Source organism: Calditrichota bacterium (assembly GCA_014359355.1).
Lineage (GTDB): Bacteria > Zhuqueibacterota > Zhuqueibacteria > JANLFK01 > Oleimicrobiaceae > Oleimicrobium.
In genome coordinates, this window is sequence record JACIZP010000345.1 from 1 (window position 1) to 25,210 (window position 25,210).

Sequence of the window (25,210 nt, forward strand, 5' to 3'; positions counted from 1 at the left end):
TGAGTTGCACCTCGCCCGTCTTGCCATTGATGCCGTCCATCGGCAGGAAGCCCTTGTGCACAAAAACGATGTCGTCTCTGCTGATCTCCCCCCCGGGATAGGCGCTGTTGACCTCGGTGAGGAATTGTTCTATCTCCTGCTCGGTCACGTGCAAGTGGACTTTGTTGTCCACATAAGGGCGGTGGAAAGTGCCGATGATGGTGTAGCCTCGCCAGGGCGCCATGAACAGGACGTGGCGGCCGGCATGGGTGCGTCCTCCCGGTGTCGGATAGGTGAAGCGACCGTACACGCCGGCTGCATAGCCGTTGAGCAGCTGCTTGCGCACGATGATGTTCATGGCGGTGGAGAGCTGGAAAGGTACAGGCTGCAACCCGCTCGCGGCCAGGAGTTCGTTCACCCACCCGCCCGCGGCGTTGACCACCAGCTTGGCGCGCACCTCAAAGGTGTCGCCGGACAGCACGTCGCGGGCATGCACTCCCCTCACCACTCCCTTGTCTGAGGCCAACGACACTGCTTCCACATAGTTGGCGAGCTGGGCACCCTGGCTGGCAGCGGAGAGCAAGAAGGCCAAGGTCATCCGCTCGGAGTTGTACATTTGGGCATCGGTCCAGCAAGCGCCGCCAGTCACGCCTGCGGGGTCAATTCCTGGCAAGAGCTCGAGGACCTGCTTGCGCGAGATGACCCGGCCGGCCGGTATCCACTTGTCGGGGTCGCCTAAGTGATTGCGGTCGAAGCTGAAAAGATCGTTGGCCAGGAGCCCAAGGCGCATGACCTCCTTGCCTTTCATCAGGTGGCCGTAGGTGGGCATCACGCAGGGCAGCGGGTGGACCAGATGCGGAGCGATGGCCAGAAGGATGCGGCGCTCCCGCACTGACTCCCGCACGCGCTTGATGTCCAAGTGCTGGAGGTAACGCAGCCCGCCGTGGATGATTTTCAGGCTGTTTGCGGAGGTGCCGGAGGCAAAGTCGCCGCGCTCGATGAGGGCCACAGACAGGCCGCGCAGCGAGGCCTCCCACGCCACCGTCGCGCCGTAGATGCCCCCGCCGACGATCAGGAGGTCGAATTCAGTTGCGGCTAAAGCGTTCAGGTCCCGTTTCATGCAGTTGTGCATCTCCTGGCAAGTTCCGGAATGATGAACAATGGTGAAGGTGTGCAGAGGGGCCAGTGGCGTTGCTCATGGGCGAGTGTTTTCCTGCTGCTGCCTCGGGCGTCTGTCGATGACCTGCTCCACTAGCGCGCGGAGCTTGGCGCGGTAAACTGCGGGGCTGTATCTCTCCTCAGCCAGCCGTTGGGCGGCGATCACCAGCCGCCGTGCCAGCGCAGGGTCAGTGAGGACGCGCACAATCCCTTGCGCCAAGGCGGAGGGCTCGATTCCCGTGAGCACGGCCACCTGGCGGCTCAGCACCTGCGTGTGCGTGATGTGATCGGTGGCCACGATGGGCACCCCAGAGCGGAGATATGAGTAGATTTTCAGCGGCGTATTGGTGCCCTCAAATCGAGGACTCACCAGCACGTCAGCTACTCCGCAAAAGTCCTTGATCCGCTCCGGTGCCACCGCCCCCGCGAAGACGCAGTAGTCGGCAACCCCCTGCTCCTCGGCCAAATGCCGATAGTACGCTACCTGGTCAGGCCTCCCCCCCACTAGCAAGAAGGTCGCCTTTGGCTCTTGTCTGATTACCTCGGAGGCGGCGCGAATGAGGAGGTCGATGCCCTGGTAGGGCTCGAACGTGCCGGTGTAGAGCACCACCTTTCGGCCATGCAGGTGGTATCGGTCGCAGAGAGCCTCGGGGGTGAGGGGGCGATCACCCGGGGGTGGTTCAAGCTCCAGCACGTTTTCAATGACCGTGATCGGCGTGCGCGGGGCGATGCTCCTGGCGTGGGCCGCCAACTCCGGACAGATGGCAATCACGCCGTCCGCATTGCGCAGGGTCTTCTTCTCCGCCCAGCGGAACAGGCCCAAGGCCAGCCCAGAGGTGGTGAATTTGAAATTGAGCAATTGCTGGGGCAGGCTGGAGTGCATGTCGTACAGGTGGGGAATGCCCCGCCAGCGTGCCAGCACCGCGCCCCAAAAACAGGCCTCCTCGTGAGTGTGGATGAGGTCATAGCGCCTGCGCAACACCATCCGCACAGAGAACGGGATCATCCACACCATGTCCAGGAGCAGCTTCTCGCGGGAGGGCCCCACGCGCGCCCCCCGAATGAACGGCAGCCGCGGGATGCGCACGATGCGCACGTTGCGGTGGGAGATGTCGCGCCCAAAAGGATAGGTGAGAAGGTCAACCTGGTGCCCCATATCCGCCAAGGTGCGCAGTCGATGCAGAGAGCTAAAGGAGGTCCCCCGTGGTTCAAAAAAGGGCTGGGGCAAAAGCATCAGGATTCTCGCCACACTCACCTCACTTCCCACGCTGATGCATAGAGGGATTACGACGCTTCTTCTTGCTCCCTGCCGGTAGCTTCTTCCAATTTGCGCTGGAGCTCTTCGATCCGCTGCCGGAAACGGGGGTTGTCCGGGTGCTTACGTGCCAGGATCGTGAACACGCTGATAGCCTTTGCGTACTGCCCTTGCGCAGCGTAGATCTCCCCCAGAGTCGGTGTGACGATGCGCTCCTCCTCTGTTTTCGGGGTCTCCTCCGTGGGCTCCGCCACGGGCTTCGGCACCTCAGGCTGCGGTGGCGGCGGAGGGACCTCCTCTTCGGCCTCGAATAGTTCCTCGGCCAGTGGTTCCGCTTCTTCTTCGACCTGAGGCGGAGGCGGAGCAGGAGCCTCAGTTGCCTCCACTGGTCCTGGCTCAGGCTCCGGCCAGAAGATATCCCGTAAGTCCGCAGTTGGCCCAGGAGCCTGCTCTTCGTCTTCTATGGTTGGTGCCGCGCCTTCCTCCTCGCTAAAGATGTCGTCCAAAATGTAAGAGAAGCGGTCCTCCACAGCTTCAGAGACGGCGGGCTCTGCCACAGCCTCTCCTGCAACAGACGGAGGTGGAGAGGGAGCCTCTTCAGCCGGAGGCGCCAACCGCTGCTGGCGCAAGGCGGTCAGCATGGCGCGCACGTCCTCGTTCAGCGGGTCTATGGCCAGCAGTTCACTGTAGCTGCGCTCGGCGGCTTCTTCCTTTCCCAAACTCTTCTGCAGGTCGCCGTAGCACTTCCAGCCCAAGGGATGGCGCGGGTCCAGGTCCAGGAGCGACTTTAAGGCGTGAAGGGCCTTGGTATGCTCATGCTGCGCCAGGAAAGCCTTGGCCAGTACCAGCCTGCCAGTCACGTAGCGCGGATGATGCTTCAGCCCTTGTTCGCAAAGTTCCACCGCTTTGTCGGGCCGGCCTATGGCAATGTAGGCATCCGCCAGCCGGGCAAAGCGCATTGAATCCGGATGGCGGGCGAGAATCGGCTCCAGCTCGCGAATGATGTCTTGCGCAATGTGCGAAGGTGTCGTCATGTTCAATCCCCACGTTCGCGGTTGCTCCCCACGGCAGCGGCGGCGCCGTATAGGCCTTTGGCAGCGCGCCGCACCTTTTTCATACGGCAGAACCGGTGCATGTGCTGATAGTTAATTCGGACGTGTGCTACCACCCTGACACCGTGCGGTTGAGAATCTCCGTGACCAACTTGCGGATTGCCTCGTTGATCCCTTCCTGCCGCGCACTGGTGCCGCCAGCGTTAGGGTCGTAGGCGCCCCACTGCGTAAGGCGGTCTTTCCAGACCTCCTGGTTCTTCTTCAAATCGAAGTAACGGACATCCACGGTGATGTAAACCTTGAGTTCCTGCACCATCTCCTGCTTGTCGTAGGGTCCGGCGCGGTCATCAACCGCCACGATGACCCCCTCAAGCACAGAGTCGGCGCTGTGCCGCTCGGCAATGCGCAGCGTGTTGTCACGGGTGAACTCTTGCACGAGCGCCTCGGTGAGCTGCTCCCGGATGCCAAACTCCGCAGTGCGATCCTCAAACACCGGGATGGCCACCGTCTTGATGTGGGAGGCACTCCCCGGCGAGAAAGAGTAGTAGCCACACGAGCACACCAAAGACGTGACCAAAGAAAGCAAGACGAGGCGCAAGAGTCTACAGGCCATACTGCTTGATCTTCCGGTAGATGGTGCGCTCCGAGATGCCCAAGAGTTTAGCTGCCTCCCGGCGGTTGTTGTTGGCCGCCTGCAGCGCCTTACGGATGGCCTCGCGCTCGCTGTCGCGCAGCGGGTGCACAGGAGCTTCGTGCGGCTCGTCCACGGCGACGTCCACCACCGGCTCCGGGTGGGTTGCCCGCCACGGCATTAGGCCACGGGGGGCGATCAGGCCATCGTAGATGAGGCGGCGCAGCTCGGCGATCTCATCGCGCAACTCCAACAGGGCGCGGTAGATGAACTCGCGCTCTACCTGCTCCACCGTCTTGCCCACGCGCACCGGCAGACTGCGCTCGCCTTCGCCTGCCGGACGCAGGTGGCGGGCAAGCACGCGTTCATCGATCCTCTTGCCCTTTTCCAGGACGATGATGCTCTCCACCAAGTTCTTGAGCTGCCGGACGTTTCCCGGCCAGGTGTAGTTCTCCAACAGGTGGTAGGCCGACTCGGTAAAGCCCTCGAACTCGATGTGGTTCTCGCGGCAGAAGCGCCGCACAAAGAGGTCCACCAGCGGGCGAATATCCTCGCGTCGCTCGCGCAGAGGGGGCACATGAATAGTGACGGCATTCAGGCGGAAGAAGAGGTCCTGCCTGAAGGTGCCTTTCTTGACCTCGGCCTCCAACTCCTTGTTGGTGGCAGCGATCACACGCACGTCCACGCGCACCGTGGTGCTGCCCCCGACGCGCATGAACTCCTTGTACTCCAACACGCGCAGGATCTTCACCTGGGTTGCCAGCGGCATCTCCCCGATTTCGTCGAGGAAGATGGTGCCAGCGTCGGCAATTTCAAAGTACCCCTTTCTTGTGCCGATGGCGCCGGTGAAGGAGCCCTTCTCGTGCCCAAAAAGCTCTGATTCCAGTATTCCTTCGGGGATGGCGCCGCAGTTGACCACCACCAGCGGGCGATCCCTGCGCAAGCTGCCGGCGTGGATGGCTTTGGCAATGACCTCCTTGCCGGTGCCGCTTTCGCCGGTGATGAGCACCGAAATGTCCGTGGGGGCCACCTGCTCCACCGCGCGCAGGACGCGCTGCATGGCCTCAGAGGCGGCGACAAACCCCTCCTCTTCCAGCCAGTTTGTGGTCTTCTGCGGTTGGTCGCTCACCCGTCACACCTTTGCCTGCGTCCGAAACCACGCCACCGTTCGCGCCAGTCCATCGTCCAGGCTGACCTCTGGCTCCCAGCCCAACACGGCTTTTGCCTTGGCGATATTGAGCACGCTGCGGCGCTGTTCCCCTTCTTTCGGGGCGTCGTGCACCTCCTTTTGGTGGGCCCCACACAGCGCATTGAGCTTGGCGAAAATGGTGTTGACGTCGGTCTCGATGCCGGTGCCAATGTTCACGTAATTGTTTCCCGAACTCCGCAGAGCGAGCAGGTTGGCGCGCACCACATCGCACACGTACACATAGTCCCGCGTCTGTTTGCCGTCGCCATGAATGACCGCTTCCTTGCCGGCCAGCAAGCGGCTGGTGAAGATGGCAACCACCCCCGCTTCGCCGAAGGGGTTCTGGCGCGGCCCGTACACATTGGCATACCTGAGGATGCAGTAGCGCATGCCATAGGTGGTGGCATAGAAGTGGATGTACTTCTCGCAGGCCAATTTGGTGATGCCGTACGGACAGGCTGGCCAGGTGGGATGTTCTTCGTCCGCGGGGAAGGTCTGCTGCTCGCCGTAAACCGCGCCGCCGGTGGAAGCGAAGATGAACGCCCCCACGCCGTGCCGCTTGCAATTTTGCAGGAGGTTGATGGTGCCCAGCACATTCACCTGCGCGTCGTAGATGGGGTCTTCCACCGAGCGCCGCACGTCCATTTGCGCCGCGTGGTGGTTCACCAGATCGAAGTGCCCTTCTGCGAATACGGCACCGAGCTGCCCATCGCGAATGTCCACCTCGTAGAAGCGCGCCTTGGGGTTGATATTCTCACGGCGCCCGGTGGACAGGTTGTCCACCACGGTGACCTCATGTCCTTCAGCGATGTATGCATCAACTACGTGACTGCCGATGAAACCTGCGCCTCCGGTTACCAGTATCCTCATCAGTCCTGTCCCTTTCCCAGCTGTGTGCGTCGCAGGTGTTCCAAAGCGCGTGCCCCGATGTCCTTGCGGTAGTAGGCGCCGTCAAAGGTTATCTGCTTAACTGCCGCGTAAGCATCGCGGATGGCCTGGGGGATGCTGTCGCTCACGGCCGTGACGCCCAACACGCGGCCGCCGTCGGTGAGCACCTGGCCGTTGCTTTTCTTCGTGCCTGCATGGAAGAGGAGCACGTTGTCCGGAAACTCGTGGTCCAGGCCGGAGATAGGCTTGCCTTTCTCGTAGGCGCCTGGGTACCCTGCGGAGGCGAGAACCACGCACACGGCGGCGCCGTTGTGGTGGGCAAAACTCTCCTTTGCCAGCGTCCCGTCGATGGTGGCGTTCATGAGCGCCGCCAAGTCGCCGTCCACAAGCGGCAGCACGGCCTGCGTCTCCGGGTCGCCGAAGCGGCAGTTGTACTCCACCAGACGTGGGCCCTCAGCGGTGAGCATCAGCCCCAGGTAGAGCACGCCGCTATAGGGATGCCCTTCCTCTTGCATCCCCTGAATGGTCGGCCTCACCAGCTCCTCTTCGACGCGACGGAGCTGCTTGGCGTCCACCACCGGCGCTGGCGCATAGGCCCCCATGCCGCCGGTGTTGGGCCCCTGGTCTCCGTCAAATATGCGCTTATGGTCCTGGGCCGGAGCCATACAGCGGTAGGTGTCGCCGTCCGTGAGCACGAGGAGCGAGGCTTCCTCGCCGTGAAGGAACTCCTCGATGACGACGACGTCCCCGGCGGCTCCAAAGGCCCGCTGCACCATGACGGTGTCCAAGGCTGCGCGCGCCTGTTCCAGCGTCTCGCAAACGATGGCTCCTTTGCCGGCAGCCAGGCCGTCCGCCTTCACTACCAGAGGCAAGGGGTGGTGCTCTATGTACTGCCAGGCGGTCTGCGGATCCCGGAAAATGGCGAAAGCGGCGGTGGGAATGCCGTGGCGATGGGCAAACTCCTTGGCAAAGGCCTTGCTGCCCTCCAGAGCTGCTGCCGCCGCAGTCGGCCCAAAGATGCGCAGTCCCTTTTTCGCGAACTCGTCGACGATCCCCAGCACCAGGGGCGCCTCAGGTCCCACGACCGTCAGGTCGACGCGCTGCTTCTTGGCGAACTCCAGCAGGCGTCGGATGTCGGTAGGTGCAATATCCACGCATTCAGCTATCTGGGTGATGCCTGCATTGCCGGGCGCGCAGTAGAGCTTGCGCACCTGGGGACTCTGGGCGAGCTTCCAGACTAAGGCGTGTTCTCTTCCTCCACCGCCGACGACCAGTACCTTCATCTTCCTCTTCCGTTTAACCGCAAAGGAATGGCATCCCCCAGGGGCTCAAAACTGCACTTTCAACTTTCGGCTTCTCCCCTGCAGTGCGTCGATTTGGTCGCGCAACTCGGCCGCCCGTTCGAACTCCAGCCGGCGGGCAGCCTCCATCATCTCCGCCTCAAGTTGCGCGATGAGTTGCTCGCGCTCCACCGGGGTCATCTTTCGCCAGCGGGCCGCCAGCGATTGCGCTCGCTCCGTAGCACGCGCCCACTTGTTCCCTTTGGCGTCGGCCACGCGCGTGGCGCCCAGCACGTCCTCAACTGACTTGTAGATCGTCGTCGGGGTGATGCCGTGCTCTTCGTTGTACTTCTGCTGGATGAGGCGCCGACGGTTGGTCTCTTCAATCGCCCGCTGCATGGAGGAGGTCATCTGGTCGGCGTAGAAGATGACTTTGCCGGCAGCATTGCGCGCCGCCCTGCCCGCCACCTGAATCAGCGAGCGCTCGGAGCGCAGGAACCCCTCCTTGTCGGCGTCCAGCACGGCGATGAGACTGACTTCTGGCAAATCCAACCCCTCGCGCAGGAGGTTGATGCCCACCAGCACGTCGAACTCTGCTAGGCGAAGGTCGCGCAGGATTTCCACGCGGTCCAAGGCGTCGATCTCCGAATGCAGGTAGCGCACGCGAATGCCCAGGCCAGCCAAGTAGTCGGTGAGGTCCTCGGCCATACGCTTGGTCAAGGTGGTGACCAGCGTGCGCTCGTTGCGCGCTACCCGCTCGCGAATCTCTTTGACCAAATCGTCGATCTGCCCCTTAATGGGCTTGACCACGATCTCTGGGTCCACTAGCCCAGTGGGGCGGATAATCTGCTCGACCACCACGCCGTGACACTTTTCGAGCTCATACTCCGCTGGGGTGGCCGAGACGAACACTGCCTGGTTGAGAAGCGACTCGAACTCGTCAAAGCGCAGCGGCCGGTTGTCCAAGGCCGAGGGCAGGCGGAAGCCGTACTCCACCAGGGTCTCCTTGCGCGAACGGTCCCCGTGGTACATGCCCTGGATCTGGGGAATGGTTACGTGGGACTCGTCGATGAACACGATAAAGTCCTTGGGGAAGTAGTCCAAAAGGGTGTACGGCCGTTCGCCAGGCGCCCTGCCCGAGAGGTGGCGCGAATAGTTCTCGATGCCCGGGCAGTAGCCCAGCTCCCGCAGCATCTCCAAGTCATAGCGGGTGCGCATTTCCAGGCGCTGCGCCTCCAGAAGCTTATTGTGCGCGCGAAAGTACTCCAGCCGCTCCTGTAGCTCCGCCTCGATGCTTCTAATCGCCTGCTCTAACTTTGGAAAGGTGGTCACATAGTGCTTGGCAGGGTAGATGGCCGTGCGCTCCAGTTCCGCCTTGATTTCGCCAGTGAGGACGTCCACGCTGTAGATGGCCTCGATTTCGTCGCCGAACATCTCGATGCGCAGCGCGTCCTCCTCATAGGCGGGAATGAGCTCGACCACGTCGCCACGCACACGAAAAGTGCCGCGGCTGAAGGCGATGTCGTTGCGCGTGTAGTGAATGTCCACCAGCCGGGAGAGGAGCTCGTCGCGGTCGATCCTTTGGCCGCGCTCCACAAAGACCAGCAGCGCCTGCCAGTCCTCCGGGCTGCCCAGGCCGTAGATGCAGGAGACCGAGGCGACGATGATGACGTCGCGCCGGGAGAGGAGCGAGCTGGTGGCCTTCAGGCGCAGGCGGTCGATTTCCTCGTTGATGGAGGTGTCCTTTTCGATGTAGGTGTCCGTCTGCGGCACATAGGCTTCTGGCTGGTAGTAGTCGTAGTAGCTGATAAAGTACTCCACGGCGTTGTGCGGGAAAAAGCCCTTGAATTCGCCATAGAGCTGGGCGGCCAGGGTCTTGTTGTGGGAGATGACCAGTGTGGGTCGATTCACGTTGGCGATGACGTGCGCCATGGTGAAGGTCTTGCCGCTGCCGGTGACCCCAAGCAGAGTTTGGAAGCGCTGGCCGCGCAGGATGCCCTCGGTCAGCTCGGCGATGGCCCTGGGCTGATCGCCCTTGGGTTCAAGGTCAGTCACTAATTGGAAGCGGCTCATGGTCTCACCCTGTGTCATCTTTCCGGCTAAATATATCCCACTTCTGCCAAAATGTCAAGCCGAAAAAGGGGAATGTGTTGGAGTCGGCGGAGGGTCGGCCTTACGTCTCCAGAGAATCTGAAGTTTTTGCTTGACATTGTCTCGCCTGCCGGCTAAATTTCGCGTAGGCCATGCGTCCGCGCTGAATCTGAGCCCCAGCCGCGTGCGGGACAGGTAGTGCTGCTCCATGCGAAAGCCTCTCCTGCCTTTGGCGGTCCCGCCTCAACCGTTTGGCCTACAGGCCCTCAGGCCTGCCGGAAGGTAGGTGGCCTGTGCGAGTCGTGAAGTAAGGACAGAATCATGGGGTCCTTCAAGGTGACGTGCAGAGCGGTCACGCTCCTGGTAGCTATCGTCTGCGTTGGGGAATGGCTCGGCGCTCAGACCGGGACAGTGCCTAGCCCCGCGGGCCCGCGAGAGCTCAGCGTGGCAGTGGGTGGCAGCCACCATGCGGTGCGCGATGAGCTTATTTCCCGACAGAAGTACGCGGGGGGATCGTGGTGGTGGGCTATTGGCTGGCAGAACGGGAACGGTCGGAGCTCCTCCGTGTTCACCCTGGACCTGGCCGCTGGGAACGTCAGCAACCACAGTGTTTCTGCCCAGCTCCTGGCTGGAAGTCTGCGGCTGGCGTGGACCTATCCGCTCGGCCAGTGCAGCCTGCTCGGGCAACAACTCCTCTTCTGCCTGGGGCCGAGTAGCGGCCTCACGCTCTATTCGCGCACGCAGAACATCGCTCGGGGCGGCGCAACCTTCTTCGACGCCTACTCGCTTGCGGGGCTCATCGTTCTGGGGCCACGTTGCGACCTCAGCTACCGGCCGCGGGAGCGGCTAAGGGCAGACCTCACACTTGACGCGAATGCCCTTGCGCTGGGCGGCAAGCTCATCGACTTGCGAGAGGACAAATCGTCCATGGTGAAGATCCTCGCGCCCTGGCAAGGGTTCGACGCAGTCGGCGAAATGGCGCTCTCCTATCTCCTCGCACCGCGGTTGGTGGTGCGCGCCGGTTACCGCCTGCACGTGCTGCGGCTTAGCGCTTGGGACTTCCTGCTTCTGGCTACCGACACAGTCTATTGCGGCATCGGGGTGCGGCTATGACTGCAGCACAATCGGCAGAGGCGCTTCTCATTACCTTGGCCATCGTCTGCTGTTCGTGTGGGGAACTCCTCGTGCCAGAGGCCGAGCCCGAACTGAACATGCAGGACTTTGAAGAGGTTTGGCAGATAGCAGACACCTACTACCCTTTCTTCGCCTTCAAGAAGGTTAATTGGGACAGTCTCCATGCGGTTTTCAAGCCAAGGGCGGCCAGCGCGCGCGGTGACGAAATCTATCCCGTGCTTTTCGAGTTGCTCCTCCCGCTCCGCGATAGCCACATCGAGGTGCAATCCGAAGCCGGCTACCCAGTGGTCAACTACCGGCCGGCAAGAGCAAGGGATGCCGAGGGGTATAGCCCGACGGTGGTACGCTCCTATTTCGCTCAGCCGCTGCGCCTGGCGGGAGGGAAAAGACTCGAATTCGGGCTCCTTGCGCCGGACATAGGGTATCTGCGCTTCACCACGTTTGCCCCCGGGGACTGGGTGCGGGAGGTGGATTGGGCCCTCTCCTATCTGAGCGGCACGAGTGGGTTGATAGTCGACGTGCGGAACAACTCCGGAGGCAGCAGCACGAGTTATGACTACGTGCTGGCTCGCCTCATCGACCGGCCGATCGTGGAGACGTCGTACTACTGGGATGGTCGGGTGGTTTCGGGAATGGTTCAGCCGGCCACTACCCCTTACCGAGGAAACGTGGTGGTACTCATCAATGGCGCGTCGCTCAGCGCTGCCGAGACCTTTGCCGAGCTCCTCCGCCAGATGCCCTACGTGACGGTGGTGGGCGACACCAGCGGCGGCAGTGGCGGAGATGCCCGGCTCTTCGTGCTCCCCAGCGGCAAGAGGCTCAAGCTGCCGGTCAAGTACATGCGCCGCCTGGACGGCGAAATGATCGAGTGGAATGGTGTCATCCCCGACGTCGTGGTGGAACAGACGGCGGACGATGTGACCCGGGGCAGGGATCCACAACTGGAGATGGCCATCGTGCTTCTGCGGGGCCGAAGACCTGCCGAGAAGAGCACCCGCCCAGCGCCCTCCGTGTCTCTCCGCTCTAGCGGTAATTGCCTCGCGGCCCACTGACCCACAGCTCCATCCCACGTGCCCAGACGATGCCCCTGGGCCCTCTTCCCTGAAAAGGGAAAAAGACCTTGCATTTGTGCGGGGCTAAGCATATATTTCAAACGTTTTGCAGCAAGGGCCCTGGTGTCGGGGCTCACAGCGAAGGAGAAGTGACGTCGCGAAAGGGAACTGCATATGCCTGTTATGACCAAGATGCGGCAGAGCATGAAGACCATTCTCATGATCCTGGTGCTGGCCTTCCTCGCCACCATCGTCTTTGAATGGGGCATGGGTGGGCTGAAGTGCGGCACCTCTACCAGGTTCCAGCAAGGAGTGATCGCCGTGGTCAACGGCCAGGACATCACCCGCGAGCAGTACGACGCCGCCTTGGAGAATGAGCTGACCGCCTACCGCCAGCGCACCGGCCAGGACGTGGACGAATACGGCATGGAAAGCATCCGCAGCAGCGTCTGGGACCGTCTGGTGGAGAATGTGCTCTTGAGCCAGGAGGTCAAGAAGCTTGGCCTGGAGGTGACCGACGAAGAGATCAAACACCACATCTTCGAGCAGCCGCCTGACTTTGTGCGCGAGGTCGAAGTGTTCAAGGGCGAGGACGGCAACTTTGACCTGCGTCGCTACCAGGCAGCGCTGCAGGACGAACGTTTTCGGGAGTACTGGATCCAGCTGGAGCGACTCTTGCGCCTCTACCTGCCCCAGCAGAAGCTTCAGGACGCCATCACCGCCAGCGTGCGCGTCACGGACGACGAAGTGCGCCGAGAATATCAGCAGCAGAGACAGCGGGCACGCGTGAAATACATCTTCTTCGACCCCACGGCGCACGGCCAGGAGGAGCCGGAGATCTCGCCCAAGGAAGTGCTCGAGTACTACCAAAAGCATCGCAAAGACTTTACCGAGCCGGAGAAGCGCAAGATCGATTATGTGCTTTTCAGCACGCAGGCCACTGCCGCAGACACAGCCGAGGTGTGGCGCTTGGCTGAGGAAATCCTCGCCCGGGCGCGACAAGGGGAGGACTTTGCCGACCTTGCCGAGACCTACTCCGAGGACCCGGGCACCTCGGACAAAGGGGGTGACCTGGGGTACTTCGAGCGCGAAGCTATGCTCGAGGCCTTCTCGGACGCCGCCTTTGCCGCGCCCATTGGGGCAGTGGTCGGGCCAGTGAAGACCATCCACGGCCTGCACATCATCAAGGTCGAAGATAAGAAGAAGGAAGACGGCAAAGAGAAGGTCAAAGCACGCCACATTCTGCTCAAGTTTGGGCCGCTGCGCGCCACTATCGAAAACGCCAACTACGCGGCGCGCAACTTTGCCGATCGCCTGCGCGAGGGGGAGGACTTTTACGCCCTGGCCAAGGCAGAGACTCTTGAGGTCCATCACAGCGACTTTTTCCCGGCAGGCGGATTCATCCCAGAGTTGGGACGGGATCCGCAGACCTCGCGCTTCATCTTCACCGCCCGGCAGGGCACGACCAGCGGTGCGATCCGCACAGACCGGGGCTTTGTCGTCCTTGTGGTGGCCGGCATCCAGAAGGAGCACGTTCGGCCTGTAGAGGACGTAGAACCACAAATCCGTGCCGTCCTCACCCAGGAGCGGAACCGCGAGCGCTCCCGACGCATGTGCGAGCAAGCCTACCAAAAGGTGGCCGCGGGCATGACCCTTGAGGAGATCGCCGCCCAGGACTCGCTGGAAGTGAAGACGACGGACTGGTTCAGCATGGCCGGCTTTGTGCCGGGAGTCGGCCGCGAGCCGCAATTCCTGGGCGCAGCGTTCGGACTCGAGATAGGTAAAATCTCCAAACCCATCGAAGGGAGGCGCGGCTACTACCTCTTGCAGGTGGTCGACAGGGAAGAGTTCAACACCGCCGAGTTTGAGGCGCAGAAGCAAGTGCTCAAACAGCAACTTCTGCAGCGCAAGCGGAACCGGGTGTTCCAGGACTGGTTGACGGATTTGAAGAAGAAGGCCTCGATCAAGGACTTTCGCGGCTACTACGGGTATTGAGAGCCCCAGTAAGCAAAGAGGCCGGTGGATTTCCGCCGGCCTCTTCTTTTTTTGGACCAGAACAGTCGCGGTATGTGCCCGCAGAGCCAAGGGCTCAGAAGCGCATGTTGGCGAACTCCTCATAGAGCGCCAGCACGGCAGGCAGGTACTCCCTGGTCTCGCGCGGCAGCATGCGGTCGTCCCTTCCGCTCCTCACCCACAGCGCTGCCCATTTCTCCCCGCCGTTGTACGCCGCCAACCCGCCGTCCACGTCATAGTACTCGATCTGGCTTGCTAAGAAGCGGGCGCCGAGCCGGATGTTGTAGACGGGATTGAAAAGCACCTCCTCCGGCGAGCTCCAGTTGAGGCCTTCGTAGCTTGCCAGGAACATGCCAGTGGCAGGCATGATCTGCATGAGCCCCATGGCGCCGGCCGGGGAGACGATCTCCGGGTCCCAAGTGCCAGCAGTCTCGTGGGTGATGGTCGCGCACAAGAGATCGACGTCGAGATTGGTGTACTTCAGGGTCATGTTGTAGATTTCGTTGGCGATCTCATAGCGCTGGCTCGACGGCATCTCCGGATTGTACATCTGGATGATGGCCATCACCTTCTGGATGTGGTACTGCCGGATGCTGTCGGCATTGAGCGATGCGCGCAGCTGTTGCAGGGACTGCTCCAGCTCTCGCACGCGGTGTCTGGGACCTAAGTCCAGAAGCCGGAAGAGGAGGCCGCCGGTGGCCAGCAGAGCCACGACGATCACTGCACCGACCGCCACGCGCGTACGCTTGTGGTGTGTCCTCCGATTTGCCATTCTACTCCCTCTCACACTTCTCAGGTACACACAATACACAAAAGGCAAGTCGCCCACCGTATGGTTGGTGGCAGACTTGCCGGTCCTCATGAGCTATCCTCACCCCCTACGCGTCCTTTCCACAAGCCTCCCACACCTCCACCATCGCAGTCGGGGCAAAAAAGAAACCGAGCATTGATGTGAACCGGGATTAGGGGGGTTACCGGTTTCGGAGTATCAAGCTCGGCTTCTTGAATCGTAACCAAGCCTTGAACTTGAACCGGGATTAGGGGGGTTACCGGTATCAGGGGGTCTGGCTCGGTTACGGTGCAAATATACAAAACTTGGCCCCGCGTGTCAAGAGTTTTTTTTCGCGAGCGCGCATTTTTTGCAGCTCTATTCGAGGCGAATGGTGGCCAGGGTGCGGAACTGCCCCGGAGAGATCTCCTCTCTGGCCAACCGCCGCACGTCGCGCATCCTCACGGCGATTTGCATGCGCGTCACCTGGGGGTCGCCATAGGAGCCGACCTCCAGGAGCACTATGACAGACTCGCCCTCCGGCACGGAGCTGAGTGCTGGGCAGTACCGCCCGAGCAGGTCAACGAGCTCGTTGGCCAAGCTGCGCATCTGCTGGTCGCGGGACTCCTTCTCTTTGCGCGCCGCCTCCGCCTTGGCTGTGCGACTCTTGGGCTTGGGGGGTTCAACTGCAGGGCCGGCGGTTGTATCCCGCGCCACAGTGTCGGCGCGAAGCCGCGCCAGGAGGCCATCGAGCGCCTTCAATTGTTGCATCTGGATTGTGTAGGCTTTCATCGCCTCGGCGTAGCCCTTCATCGCCTGTTCGAATGCACTCAGGGTGGAGTGCGGGGGCAGGCGCGAGCCGCAGACCAGCACCACACCCAAATCGGGCACGCGCAGGGCACGTGTCGCCTCGCCAAGGAGATTGCCACCCAAGGAGCTGCGCAGATGGGTATCCAGAATGTCGGCCAGAATGGCCAGCTCGGAGTCGGCTGCTTCCTCGCCCTTTTCTTCGGTGAGGCGAATGGCGCGCTGCAGCCCTACCAAGGGCGCGCTCCCCTTCCGCAGACTCGTGATGTCGGCGAAACGCGCGGAGGCGATCAGACGGCGGGTCAGGTCCTTGGACCCCTTTGAGAAGATGGACAACCCCACGGGCTGAAAGTCGACCACCACCGTTACCCGGTGCTCGGGTTGGAGGCCGGTTATGGCCCCCGCCCATCGGGAGAAAAACGCGAGCAACGCCGTTTTCACCGAGTCCACCGCCGCACGCGCGCTTGCAGGTCTACGCCGCTGGGTGACCTGGTAGTACAGAGCTGCCACGTCCGGGTACAATTTGCTCCAGGTGGATAGCGCAGCAGTGTCGGGCTGCACTGCATAGCCGGCCCTCTTGCGCAACAGCGATGGCTCGGCCTTCCGAAGGGATAACGCCGCAGTGTCGGGCTCCACAGCATAGCCAACCAGTGCGTAAGGGACGCTGAAGAGAACTCCATGGCCTTCGAGCCATATCCCTCTGGTTTGGGTGCGCGCAGAGGGCGCCTCGCCCAGCACGAGACGATCGAGAATCCGCTCCATGGCTCGGAGGTCGGTGCTGGCCGCACTTTGCGCAGTACATGCGGGCGGCACTGCCATCTGTCCCACTGTGCCCCAGCCCACAGCAGTGATGGCGCAAAGCCACACCAATCGCTTCATTTTCCATCTCCTCACGCTCATTCTGCCCCTTTTGGGCACTCAAGCCCATCTTACTGCGAGGCTCACATGCGAATTATGACCCCCTGCGTTTCGAAGCGGGGGTTGACAATCGTGCTGTACACCGAGCCGAAAGTGTAGCTTATGCCGAAAGAGACAAAGTAGTTGTACGAAGTCTCCAACAGACGTTGGCGCAGCAGCACCTCTTCCAGCGAGGCACCGCGGCGGGGCAACGACAACTGGTCACGCAGGAAGGTGACGTAGCCACCAGTGGTCAGCCGCAAGCCCTTAAAGACTCGTACCTCTAATGAGCCGTAGAGCTCCACGTGATACTTCTTGACGTCGTGCAGATAGTTGGCCGCCTCGAGGCTGGTGGTCACCGATCCCCACGGGCGTTTGATAACATAGGAAGCGGTTAGGCTCTGGTCAAAAAGGTACTCCGCGGTCTTCAAGAAGATGGTCTCCTCGTGGTAGCGGCATTTTTGTGCACCCAGGGCATATTGGAACGTCATCTGGCGCTGGGTGGATTGACTGTAGGGGAAAATGTCGAACTCGAAGGCTGGCGCCACCCGCAGCCCGAGGTCGACGTTGTCGTAGGTCGACCACCAGGCCGAGGCGCGGCCGCCCACCGACCAGTGCTCGTTGATGCTGCGCACCACCATTGCCTTTGCTCCGCCCCCTCGCTGGATGTTGACCACGGTGTAGTCGTCACCGATCTCGTAGCGGCTCTCGGAGTAGTAGTCACTGGCCGAGAGTCGGATCTTCCACGTCTCGGTGGTGCGATTGGCCGACGCGCTGGTGGATAGGTAGGAGTTCTTGTAGGATTTTTCCCCATTGCCGTAACCCCTCAGATTGATGCTGAATGTCCAATAGTTCCAGGGGTCAACCACCTTCTTCGCGACAGTGTCCGGCGGGGCAGTGTAAGAGACGGCCAGCCGGTCGAACGTCTCCGTGCGCGCCAGGTAGGGGACGAGGCCGATCGCCATGGAGCGCACCAGCCCACGGCGGATCTCGTCCTCGGTGGCCCGCTGGCTGACCACATAGCGGAGGGTATCCTCTCGTCCCGCAAAGGCACGCAGCCCAATGAAATTCAACGTGAACTCCATGCCCCCGCTGCCTGTTTCTTGAGAGGTGATGAGCACGTGCACATCGGCATCCTTGCGGTCGCGCACATGATTGACGTAGCGTAGCTCGGTGCGGAAGAAATCGTAGTCGCAGAAATAGTCAGGACAATCGATGAAGACGTTGATTGTGGCGGGGCGCTGCTCCTGAGCAAGGGCAAAATGCGGGACCACGACTGTGACGAGCACTGCTGCAGCCCATGCCAGCAACGATCCAGTCCGTTTCATCTTTGCCATGGCTTGCCTCCTTGGTGTCTTGCCATCCAGCCTCGCAACGCGCTTTCCTCAGTCCCGCAAACCCTGCTCGTAGACAGCAAGGCGCGCCAGCTCTTCAAGGAAACGGTCTGTGCGGTCCAGCCGGGTGAGGGTGCGAATGTGCAGTTCCTCCAGTCCACGCCCCACCAGGCCAAGATCAGCTTGGCGCTGCAGCTCGACATCCCGAGCAAACTCCTGGAGGGCACGCGCAAAGTCCGCGCGCTGCCGCTGTTCGCTGGACTGCACCATGTCCTGGACTGCGGCCAGTGTGGCCCTTTGCAGGGCAAGAACCTCTTCTCGGGTGACTGCCGGGGCCGGACGCCGCCACAGGCTGGCGCTGAACTGCAAGCTGCCATCTTTGTACGAGACGGTGGTGTTGCTGACCGCAAGACCCACCAGGAGCGCTGCCAGGGCAAAGCCCACGGCCAAGCCCGCACGTTGCCAGCGGCGCAGGGAGCTCCAGGCGTCGGAGAGCAGCGGTTGTCGTGCAGCGACAAAGGTGAGACGCAGGCCTGGGTCTTGGTCCGGCCAATCAGCTAGCACCTTCGTGGTGGCCTGCAGCTTGCGCAGTGCCGTCCGACAGGCAGTACAAGCCCGTACATGCTCTTCTAGGCGACGCGCGAGCTCTTCTTCAATCTCCTCGTAGAGGTAATCTGGAATGTGCTGCTGACACTCATCACATTTCATGGTCCAACACCTCCTGGGCGACACCCCATTCCTCCAATATCTGGCGCAGCGCCAGCAGGCCGTGGTACAAGCGCGACTTGACCGTGTTGACCGGCTGCCCCAGCACGTCGGCGATCTCGCGGAACTTCAGGCCCTGATACTGCTTCATGATGATGACCACTCGCTGCTCTTCGGGTAGCGACAGCACGGCGCGCTTCAACACCGCCGCCAGATGGCTGTTGTGTGCCACGCAATCGGGTCTATCTTCCGGCAAGTCGGGCAACTCTGCCGGCAATGGATGGCCGTCCTCTGTCGGGCGCTGCTCGCTGTCTATGGACAACGATGGTCGCCTCCTCTTGAGCTCGTCTCGGCTGAGGTTGAGCGCGATCTGGTGCAGCCAGGTGGAGAAACATGCCGTGCTCTTCAGGCGCCGCAGGCCCGTGTAGGCGCGAATAAAGGTTTGCTGGGTGACCTCTTTGGCTGCTTCCGCGGTGCCCAGATAGCGGTAGGCAAAGTTGTAGATCGGCTTTTCCCAGCGCCACACCAGCGTGTTGAAAGCGGCCACATCGCCAGCAAGGAACCGTTCGATCAACGTCTGGTCATCCATAATCCCTCGTCAACGGATGGGGCGGCTACCGTTCATAAGACGGCGCATCCGGGAAAAAAGTTGTCAGCGATCGGCGCAGGGAGCGCGTTGTTTCGGGCCCCGCGGGCAGGGATGGCAGATGTCAGCCGATGACGGTGCCGGGTGGGATGACGGCGTTCTTGGGCACGATGACGATGCCGTCGCGAATGACAAAGTTGTCCGCTTTGACAAAGCCCTCGCGATGGCGATTCAAAATCTGCACGTTGGCGCCGATGCGCGCGTTCTTGTCGATGATCGCGCGCTCGATGAGGCAGTTGTGGCCGATGCCGACCTCCGGGATGCCCTGCGCAGCCGCTGCCTGGCACTCCTGGTCGGTCTCGTAGAAATCGGCGCCCATGACGATGGATCCGTAGATGCGCGTGCCGGAGCGCACGATGGAGCGGATGCCGAGAATGGAGTCCTTGATCTCGCATTGCTCCACTATGGAGCCGTCGGCGAGGATAGTGCGCTCGATGAGGCTGGAGGTGATTTTCGCCCCGGGCAGATAGCGCGGCCGCGTGAAGATCGGCGCGCGCTGGGTGTAGAAGTTGAACTTTGGCACCGGCCGCGTCAGGTCGATCATGGCCTCGTAGAAGGAGCTGATGGTGCCGATGTCCTCCCAATAGCCATCGAAGAGGTAGGCGTACACTCTGCGCGTCTTGATGGCATAGGGAATGATCCCCTTGCCAAAGTCTTCTTCGGCGCTTTCGTTGAGGATGTCGAAAAGGGTTTGGCGTTCAAACACATAGATGCCCATGGAGGCAATCAGCTCGCGGCCGTTGCTTTGCACACCAAAGTTGCGCAGCACTTCGGCCGGCACGAGCAGCGACTCCACCACCGCCGGGTCGTTGGGCTTTTCCACGAATTTGGTGATGCGGCCGCGGGTGTTTGTCTTGAGAATGCCGTAGCGGTGGGCCACCTCACGGGAGACGGGAATGGCGCTGACCGTAACCTCCGCCTTGCTGCGCACATGCCAGTCGATGAGCTTGCGGAAGTCCATGGAGTACAGGTGGTCGCCAGCCAGGATCAGGAAGCGCTCGTTGTTGGGCGCATCGAAGTATGGCAGGTTGCGGCGTACCGCGTCGGCGGTGCCCTGATACCAGGCGGTGCTTTCGGGTGTCTGTTGCGCGGCGAGGATCTGCACGAATCCGCCGCGGAAAGGATCGAAGTGGTAGGTGGCCGCCACGTGCTGGTTCAGCGAGCGCGACATGTACTGCGTCAGCACGAAGATGCGGTTCACCTCGGAGTGGAGGCAGTTGCTGATGGGGATGTCGATGAGGCGGAACTTGCCGGCGATGGGCACTGCCGGCTTGGCGCGCTTGGCGGTGAGCGGCCACAACCTCTCGCCGGCACCCCCAGCCATGATGATCGCGGCCACGTTTCTGGTCATATGAGGTTCCCTTTCCCGGGTGCTCAATCTGAATCGGACGCCGCTGCCCTGAGGCGGCGAAGCACCTTCATGGCGTCATTCACCCCGCGGCCGAAGTAGTCGTGCAGCCGGACGTATTCCCCATACAGTTGCGTGTAGACTGCATGGTGGGTCGGCACCGGCCGATAGACGGTCTCTTTTTGCTTGGCCATGCGCTTAGTTGCTTCGGCAAAGTCGTCAAACCCGCCGCCGGCGCGACCGGCAGCGATTGCCCCGATGATGGCCGCCCCTAACGCCGTCGCCTGGGCCGAGGCCGCGAGACGGATCTCCCGCCCGGTCACGTCCGCGTAGATCTGCATGAGCATCGGGCTCTTCTCAGCAATCCCGCCGCAGGCGTAGAGCTCGTGCACCGGAATGCCCTGCTCCTCGTGGTTGTCGATGATCTTCTTTGTGCCGAATGCCGTCGCCTCCACCAAGGCGCGGTAGACCTCCTCCGGTCTGCTGGCCAGGGTGAAACCGACGATGAGCCCGGATAGCTCCGCGTCCATGAGGATAGAACGGTTCCCATTCCACCAGTCCAGTGCCAACAATCCGCTTTGGCCAGGGCGGAGGCGTGCAGCGCGTTGCTCCAGCACCTTGTAGGGATCAAGACCGTTGCGCTTGGCCTCTTCCTGCAATTCTGCCGGCAAGTGGTGGCGCACATACCAGGCGAAGATGTCGCCCACGGCTGCCTGACCTGATTCATAGCCTACGTAGCCGGGTACAATGCCGTCCTCGACGATGCCGGCGATGCCCGTGGCAGACACTTTCGGCCCGAGCACCATGTGGCAGGTGGAGGTGCCCAGGACCAGCACCATCTTTCCTGGCTCCGCCACGCCGGTGCCCAGCACCGCAGAGTGGGCATCGATGATGGCCACCCCCACAGGGGTGCCTGCGCGCAAGCCGAGGCGCTGGGCCACTTCGGCGCGGAGTGCTCCGGCGCGCGTCCCTACAGGGTAGATGCTGGTGCTCAACTTTTCGCTAACGACGTTCGCGAAGCGCGGGTCCAATGCAGCGAAAAAGTCGTGGCTGGGATACCCTGCCTGTTTGTCCCAAAGGGCCTTGTACCCAGCTTGACAGGCGCTGCGCTTCTCCTCGCCGGTCAGATACCACACCAGCCAATCGCCGCCCTCGATAATGCGGGATGCGGCCTGGTATACCTCTGGCGCCTCGCGCAGAATCTGCAGCGCCTTGGGAAAGAGCCATTCAGAGGAGATCTTGCCTCCGTAGCGCGCCAGGAAGGGTTCGCCCCGCTGCGAAGCCAGGTGGTTGATGTCGTCCGCCTCCGGCTGGGCAGCGTGATGCTTCCAGAGCTTGGGCCAGGCATGAGGTTGCGCGGCAAACTCTTCCCTCAGGCAGAGAGGAGTGCCGTCAGCCGCGGTGGGCAGCACCGTGCACGAGGTAAAATCGACGCCAATTCCCACCACCTGCTCCGGTCCGACCTTTGCCTCCCGGAGGGCGCGCGGCACGATCTGTTCTAAGGCGTGCAGCCAATCCCCGGGGTGCTGCAGTGCCCACGCGTCGCCCAACTTGACGCCGGACTTGGGGAGCTCCTGAGAGATGACCCCATGGGGATACTGCTCAACCGCGGTGGCAAGCTCTTCCCCTGAAGAGAGGTCGACCACCACAGCGCGCGCCGATTCTGTGCCGAAGTCGAGCCCCAGGCTCACCATCCTTCTGTCCATGGATCTCTCCTGAAGGGGTAGGGTCCGAGCTCAATCTCCCAGGCAAGTGCCGACACTGCGTGCCACGGCAATCAGTGGCGAGTCCAAGGGGACTTTGCGCGTCTTGCCTCCCACCTCTTTGATGGGGACGTGCTTCAGCTCGCCTCCCTGGATGCCCACCATGTGGCCAAAGTTGCCGTTCACCACCATCTTCACCGCTTCGACGCCGAAGCGCGTGGCAAGGATGCGGTCGTAGGCAGTCGGTACACCGCCCCGCAGCAGGTGGCCCAACACGGTGACCCGCGTCTCCACCTTGGTGCGTTGCTCAATATCCTTGGCCACCACGCTGCCGATGCCGCCCAGGCGGATCTTGTCCGGACTCCCTTCGATCAGCTCGCGCACCACCATCTTGCCGCCCTTGGGGGCTGCCGCCTCTGCGACGACCAGGATGCTGAAGCGGCTCCCCCGGAAGTTGCGCTCCTTCACTCGTTCGCAGACGATGTCGATGTCGTAGGGAATTTCCGGGATGAGGATAATGTCGCCGCCGCCGGCGATGCCGATGGTCAGGGCCAACCAGCCGGCATAGCGACCCATTACTTCCACTACCATGACGCGGTGGTGCGACTGGGCAGTGGTGTGCAGGCGGTCGATGGCTTCGGTGCCGGTGGCGACCGCCGAATCGAAACCAAACGTCACATCCGTACCGTACAGGTCGTTGTCGATGGTCTTCGGTACTCCGACTACCGGCAGGCCCTTGTCCATCATGCGCGCCGCCGCTGCCATGGTGCCGTCGCCGCCGATGCAGACCAGGGCATCCAACCCGAGGTTTTCGAAGTTATGCATCGCCTGGTCGGAGCGGTCGCGGTAGACCATCTTGCCGCCTTCCAGCATCGGATAGTTGAAAGGATCGGCCCGATTGGAGGTACCAAGGATGGTGCCGCCCCTCGTCAGGATGCCGGAGACCGCTGCATAGTCCAGATCCACGTAGCGGTTCTCGAGCAGGCCTTCGAACCCATCCATGAAACCCACCACTTCCATGTCGTATTCCAGCAGCGCAGTCTTGGTGACCGCGCGAATCACGGCATTGAGGCCGGGGCAGTCACCACCGCCGGTCAGCAGCGCCAATCGCATTCGTTTCTTCGGCATCTTCCTCTCCTCCACGTCCTCGTGCTAGGTGCAAGTGCAGGAATCCTTCGCTCGCCGTCTGGAATTGTGGTTCCGAGCAACTGGACGGCGCGAAAATATACACACTTACGGCCCAAATATCAAGGAAGAAATGCCCAGCGAATGGAGAGGAGGGTTTGCCGAGCCCAACGTAGCTCGAATGGCGTCATGGCCGGCTTCGTCCTTCCGGTCGTGACAAAGAGAGAGCGAGCGCCGAGGGCTTCTCGGAAGAGTGTGCTTCGGGGGTTTTGAGAGCCTGCCAAGCTGCGCCGGCCAGCCGCCCTGAAGCACAAAGAGGGTGATTACCTTCTCAGCGTGAGCTTCCTGACGAGGGAGGAGCGAGGTGTTTCAACCCGCAGGAAGTAGATGCCGCTGGGCAGGGGGCATCCCTGGCTGCCGAGCCCATCCCAGGTGAGCGTGTAAAGCCCGCGCGCCTGCTCACCCGCGAACAGCTGCCGGACCACTCTACCGAGAGGGTCATAGACTACCAGACGCACCTGCTGATGGCCGGGCAGCGCGTAGCGGATTAGTGCCGGTGGCGCACACGGGTTCGGGTAGAGCTCGCAGGAAAGCTCCTCAGTTGGCATGCGGCTCTGTCCTGGTCCAACAGCCGAGGAGGCTTCCTCGACCACCAGTCCGCACAGCAGCGTGGAGTCGCGGCCGGCAGCAAAGTGGATGTCCAACACACCATCGGTCACGGGCACTGGGTCCGCCACCAGCTGGAAGGCAACCACGTGACCGGCCTCCGCGGCCAGGTCCAACTCGCGGGCGACCGTGCGCCCTTCCACTACCACATCGAAGCGGCGCTGTCCTGGCGCCGTGAAGCGCGTCTCCGCAAATAACAAGGTCACGCGATAGTTGCCGGGCTGCACCCGCACCATGTAGCGCACCAGGCCACGGCGTTGCGCGCGATAGACCGCAGGTATCTCGGTCTGCGCAATTGGCACAGAAGCAGGCTCCTGCACTTTCTTGCCATCGGTGTAGCCGTACTCGCTGCGCTCGTTCCATTCCTGGTCGGGCAGAAAACCCTGGAAGGCCTCTCCACCCACGTTCACCTTCACCGGCAAAGAGAGCGGGGTGGCAGAGATAAGGTTGACCACCTGGCCGGTGAGTCTGTTGGGCTGCGGCGCTCGATCCTTGATCCCCATGACGACGAGGGTACCGGTGCTGTTCTCGAGCCCATGGGCCTCGAGGGTGACGGTGCGCAGGTCTTCGGCAAGCGAAGCGCGCGAAACGGTGGCGCCTGGGACGAGGAAATTGGCCGCCTTCTCAGCGCTCTCCTTGTCCACCTCCTCAGAAAAGCGAACCAGGACTCTGTCATTTTCCGCCCGTGCCCAGAGGACGGTGGGCGGTTTGTTGTCGACATACCCAAGGTTGAGCGGATCGGTGAGACAGAGGATCATCAGGCCGTCCTTGAAGACCACATTCTCCGGGACAAAGTCGCAGTCGTTGCCAGGAAAGGTGTGGGTGGCCTTCTCCCACCTGGACTGGTCCCAGCTGTCGAAGTGGTCCGTCCACTGATGCGTGAAATTGTGGTCAGTACCGGTGTCACCGACGCCGGGCGTGTAAGAGGCGTAGCTGACATAGTCATAGTAGGCAAAGCGGGGCAGGATGGCATCCGACCACGCTCCCACCCAATCGTGGTAGGCCGGGTTCCAGATGTTCATCATGATCTTCTGTGGGCGGCGCAAGGTGAGCACGTGCGGCTCGGTCTGCCGATACACTTCCTCCCCATCCACAAACCAGGCCACGTACTCTGGCGTCCACTCAATGGCGTAGACGTGAAAGCCCACATGCGGATTGAAAGGCACCCACTGGTGGCGGAGGTGGATCATCTGCCGCGGGGTGATGGTAGTAATCTGCACGTCGTCCGTGTACCTGCCGTGGATTTCGATGTCGATCTCGTTCCAGTTCTCCGTCGGGTCGATGTCGTTGTAGGTGAAAAAGGTCGACACATGACCGTCGCCTGCAGAGGCCTTGTAGCGTACCTCAAAGCGGCCGTACAGGTACGACTCGCGCGTGCGTAACTCGGCCCCCTTGTAGTTTTTGGCGTTGGTCGGTGCTACGAACCATGCCAAGAGAATGACGGAACAAGCAGCGCTCCACTTCATGGCAGATCCTCTTGCCGGCATC

20 protein-coding genes are annotated in these 25,210 nt (G+C 61.8%); 3 read left to right on the plus strand and 17 right to left on the minus strand.

Translation table 11 applies throughout. The annotated features are described in order from the left end of the window. From H5U38_14465 to uvrB, 8 genes are all read right to left on the minus strand, one after another. A partial coding sequence (locus H5U38_14465) for an FAD-dependent oxidoreductase (protein MBC7188224.1) occupies nt 1-1,099 on the minus strand: 1,099 nt, incomplete at its 3' end. 75 nt (nt 1,100-1,174) lie between these two features. After that, nucleotides 1,175-2,386 (minus strand): glycosyltransferase family 4 protein, encoded by a 1,212-nt coding sequence (locus H5U38_14470; GenBank protein ID MBC7188225.1) that lies wholly within the window; start codon nt 2,384-2,386, stop codon nt 1,175-1,177. 35 nt (nt 2,387-2,421) lie between these two features. Further along, the gene (locus H5U38_14475; protein ID MBC7188226.1) at nt 2,422-3,426 is read right to left on the minus strand and encodes a tetratricopeptide repeat protein; all 1,005 of its coding nucleotides are present in this window, start codon (nt 3,424-3,426) and stop codon (nt 2,422-2,424) included. A 127-nt stretch (nt 3,427-3,553) separates the two neighbouring features. Further along, a complete protein-coding gene (locus H5U38_14480) occupies nt 3,554-4,057 on the minus strand; it encodes an LptE family protein (GenBank protein ID MBC7188227.1) in 504 nt (167 codons plus the stop codon). Continuing rightward, a complete protein-coding gene (locus H5U38_14485) occupies nt 4,047-5,135 on the minus strand; it encodes a sigma-54-dependent Fis family transcriptional regulator (protein MBC7188228.1) in 1,089 nt (362 codons plus the stop codon). The genes H5U38_14480 and H5U38_14485 overlap by 11 nt, the downstream gene beginning before the upstream one ends. 72 nt (nt 5,136-5,207) lie before the next feature. Further along, entirely contained in the window at nt 5,208-6,134 is a 927-nt protein-coding gene (locus H5U38_14490) for an NAD-dependent epimerase/dehydratase family protein (protein MBC7188229.1), read from the minus strand. After that, nucleotides 6,134-7,435 (minus strand): phosphoribosylamine--glycine ligase, encoded by a 1,302-nt coding sequence (purD, locus tag H5U38_14495; protein MBC7188230.1) that lies wholly within the window; start codon nt 7,433-7,435, stop codon nt 6,134-6,136. The genes H5U38_14490 and purD overlap by 1 nt, the downstream gene beginning before the upstream one ends. Nucleotides 7,436-7,480: 45 nt before the next feature. After that, nucleotides 7,481-9,505 (minus strand): excinuclease ABC subunit UvrB, encoded by a 2,025-nt coding sequence (gene uvrB, locus H5U38_14500; protein ID MBC7188231.1) that lies wholly within the window; start codon nt 9,503-9,505, stop codon nt 7,481-7,483. A 339-nt stretch (nt 9,506-9,844) separates the two neighbouring features. Between uvrB and H5U38_14505 the strand changes: the two genes are divergently transcribed. From H5U38_14505 to H5U38_14515, 3 genes are all read left to right on the plus strand, one after another. After that, complete coding sequence (locus H5U38_14505; GenBank protein ID MBC7188232.1) at nt 9,845-10,636, plus strand: hypothetical protein; 792 nt, start codon at nt 9,845-9,847, stop codon at nt 10,634-10,636. Then, nucleotides 10,633-11,709 carry a hypothetical protein gene (locus tag H5U38_14510; protein ID MBC7188233.1) on the plus strand — a complete coding sequence of 359 codons (1,077 nt, stop codon included), beginning with the start codon at nt 10,633-10,635 and terminating at the stop codon, nt 11,707-11,709. The genes H5U38_14505 and H5U38_14510 overlap by 4 nt, the downstream gene beginning before the upstream one ends. 174 nt (nt 11,710-11,883) lie before the next feature. Beyond that, the gene (locus H5U38_14515) at nt 11,884-13,704 is read left to right on the plus strand and encodes a peptidylprolyl isomerase (GenBank protein ID MBC7188234.1); all 1,821 of its coding nucleotides are present in this window, start codon (nt 11,884-11,886) and stop codon (nt 13,702-13,704) included. 94 nt (nt 13,705-13,798) lie between these two features. Here the strand turns inward: H5U38_14515 and H5U38_14520 are convergent, their stop codons facing one another. The 9 genes from H5U38_14520 to H5U38_14560 form a co-directional block, all read right to left on the minus strand. Continuing rightward, nucleotides 13,799-14,494: a transglycosylase SLT domain-containing protein gene (locus H5U38_14520; GenBank protein ID MBC7188235.1), complete on the minus strand. Its 696-nt coding sequence runs from the start codon at nt 14,492-14,494 to the stop codon at nt 13,799-13,801. Nucleotides 14,495-14,869: 375 nt separating this feature from the next. Then, complete coding sequence (locus H5U38_14525; protein MBC7188236.1) at nt 14,870-16,177, minus strand: hypothetical protein; 1,308 nt, start codon at nt 16,175-16,177, stop codon at nt 14,870-14,872. Nucleotides 16,178-16,239: 62 nt separating this feature from the next. Then, on the minus strand, nt 16,240-17,532 hold the full coding sequence (locus H5U38_14530; GenBank protein MBC7188237.1) for a hypothetical protein: 1,293 nt from the start codon (nt 17,530-17,532) through the stop codon (nt 16,240-16,242). 48 nt (nt 17,533-17,580) lie between these two features. Continuing rightward, the gene (locus H5U38_14535; protein MBC7188238.1) at nt 17,581-18,237 is read right to left on the minus strand and encodes a zf-HC2 domain-containing protein; all 657 of its coding nucleotides are present in this window, start codon (nt 18,235-18,237) and stop codon (nt 17,581-17,583) included. Beyond that, nucleotides 18,227-18,823: a sigma-70 family RNA polymerase sigma factor gene (locus H5U38_14540; GenBank protein ID MBC7188239.1), complete on the minus strand. Its 597-nt coding sequence runs from the start codon at nt 18,821-18,823 to the stop codon at nt 18,227-18,229. Before H5U38_14540 ends, H5U38_14535 begins: the two co-directional genes overlap by 11 nt. Before the next feature lie 121 nt (nt 18,824-18,944). Then, complete coding sequence (locus H5U38_14545) at nt 18,945-20,231, minus strand: glucose-1-phosphate adenylyltransferase (protein ID MBC7188240.1); 1,287 nt, start codon at nt 20,229-20,231, stop codon at nt 18,945-18,947. Nucleotides 20,232-20,254: 23 nt separating this feature from the next. After that, nucleotides 20,255-21,922: a ribulokinase gene (locus H5U38_14550; protein MBC7188241.1), complete on the minus strand. Its 1,668-nt coding sequence runs from the start codon at nt 21,920-21,922 to the stop codon at nt 20,255-20,257. 42 nt (nt 21,923-21,964) lie between these two features. Then, the gene (locus H5U38_14555; protein ID MBC7188242.1) at nt 21,965-23,059 is read right to left on the minus strand and encodes an ATP-dependent 6-phosphofructokinase; all 1,095 of its coding nucleotides are present in this window, start codon (nt 23,057-23,059) and stop codon (nt 21,965-21,967) included. A gap of 320 nt (nt 23,060-23,379) precedes the next feature. Next, nucleotides 23,380-25,188: a family 16 glycosylhydrolase gene (locus tag H5U38_14560; protein MBC7188243.1), complete on the minus strand. Its 1,809-nt coding sequence runs from the start codon at nt 25,186-25,188 to the stop codon at nt 23,380-23,382. Nucleotides 25,189-25,210: the final 22 nt, after the last annotated feature.

Excerpts from the sequence above, each read along its gene's own strand:
- H5U38_14475 (MBC7188226.1), bottom strand. The coding sequence starts at position 3,426 with ATGACGACACCTTCGCACATTGCGCAAGACATCATTCGCGAGCTGGAG.
- H5U38_14480 (MBC7188227.1), bottom strand. The coding sequence starts at position 4,057 with ATGGCCTGTAGACTCTTGCGCCTCGTCTTGCTTTCTTTGGTCACGTCT.
- H5U38_14485 (MBC7188228.1), bottom strand. The coding sequence starts at position 5,135 with ATGCAGCGCGTCCTGCGCGCGGTGGAGCAGGTGGCCCCCACGGACATT.
- H5U38_14490 (MBC7188229.1), bottom strand. The coding sequence starts at position 6,134 with ATGAGGATACTGGTAACCGGAGGCGCAGGTTTCATCGGCAGTCACGTA.
- purD (MBC7188230.1), bottom strand. The coding sequence starts at position 7,435 with ATGAAGGTACTGGTCGTCGGCGGTGGAGGAAGAGAACACGCCTTAGTC.
- uvrB (MBC7188231.1), bottom strand. The coding sequence starts at position 9,505 with ATGAGCCGCTTCCAATTAGTGACTGACCTTGAACCCAAGGGCGATCAG.
- H5U38_14505 (MBC7188232.1), top strand. The coding sequence starts at position 9,845 with ATGGGGTCCTTCAAGGTGACGTGCAGAGCGGTCACGCTCCTGGTAGCT.
- H5U38_14510 (MBC7188233.1), top strand. The coding sequence starts at position 10,633 with ATGACTGCAGCACAATCGGCAGAGGCGCTTCTCATTACCTTGGCCATC.
- H5U38_14515 (MBC7188234.1), top strand. The coding sequence starts at position 11,884 with ATGCCTGTTATGACCAAGATGCGGCAGAGCATGAAGACCATTCTCATG.
- H5U38_14520 (MBC7188235.1), bottom strand. The coding sequence starts at position 14,494 with ATGGCAAATCGGAGGACACACCACAAGCGTACGCGCGTGGCGGTCGGT.
- H5U38_14525 (MBC7188236.1), bottom strand. The coding sequence starts at position 16,177 with ATGAAGCGATTGGTGTGGCTTTGCGCCATCACTGCTGTGGGCTGGGGC.
- H5U38_14530 (MBC7188237.1), bottom strand. The coding sequence starts at position 17,532 with ATGGCAAAGATGAAACGGACTGGATCGTTGCTGGCATGGGCTGCAGCA.
- H5U38_14535 (MBC7188238.1), bottom strand. The coding sequence starts at position 18,237 with ATGAAATGTGATGAGTGTCAGCAGCACATTCCAGATTACCTCTACGAG.
- H5U38_14540 (MBC7188239.1), bottom strand. The coding sequence starts at position 18,823 with ATGGATGACCAGACGTTGATCGAACGGTTCCTTGCTGGCGATGTGGCC.
- H5U38_14545 (MBC7188240.1), bottom strand. The coding sequence starts at position 20,231 with ATGACCAGAAACGTGGCCGCGATCATCATGGCTGGGGGTGCCGGCGAG.
- H5U38_14550 (MBC7188241.1), bottom strand. The coding sequence starts at position 21,922 with ATGGTGAGCCTGGGGCTCGACTTCGGCACAGAATCGGCGCGCGCTGTG.
- H5U38_14555 (MBC7188242.1), bottom strand. The coding sequence starts at position 23,059 with ATGCCGAAGAAACGAATGCGATTGGCGCTGCTGACCGGCGGTGGTGAC.
- H5U38_14560 (MBC7188243.1), bottom strand. The coding sequence starts at position 25,188 with ATGAAGTGGAGCGCTGCTTGTTCCGTCATTCTCTTGGCATGGTTCGTA.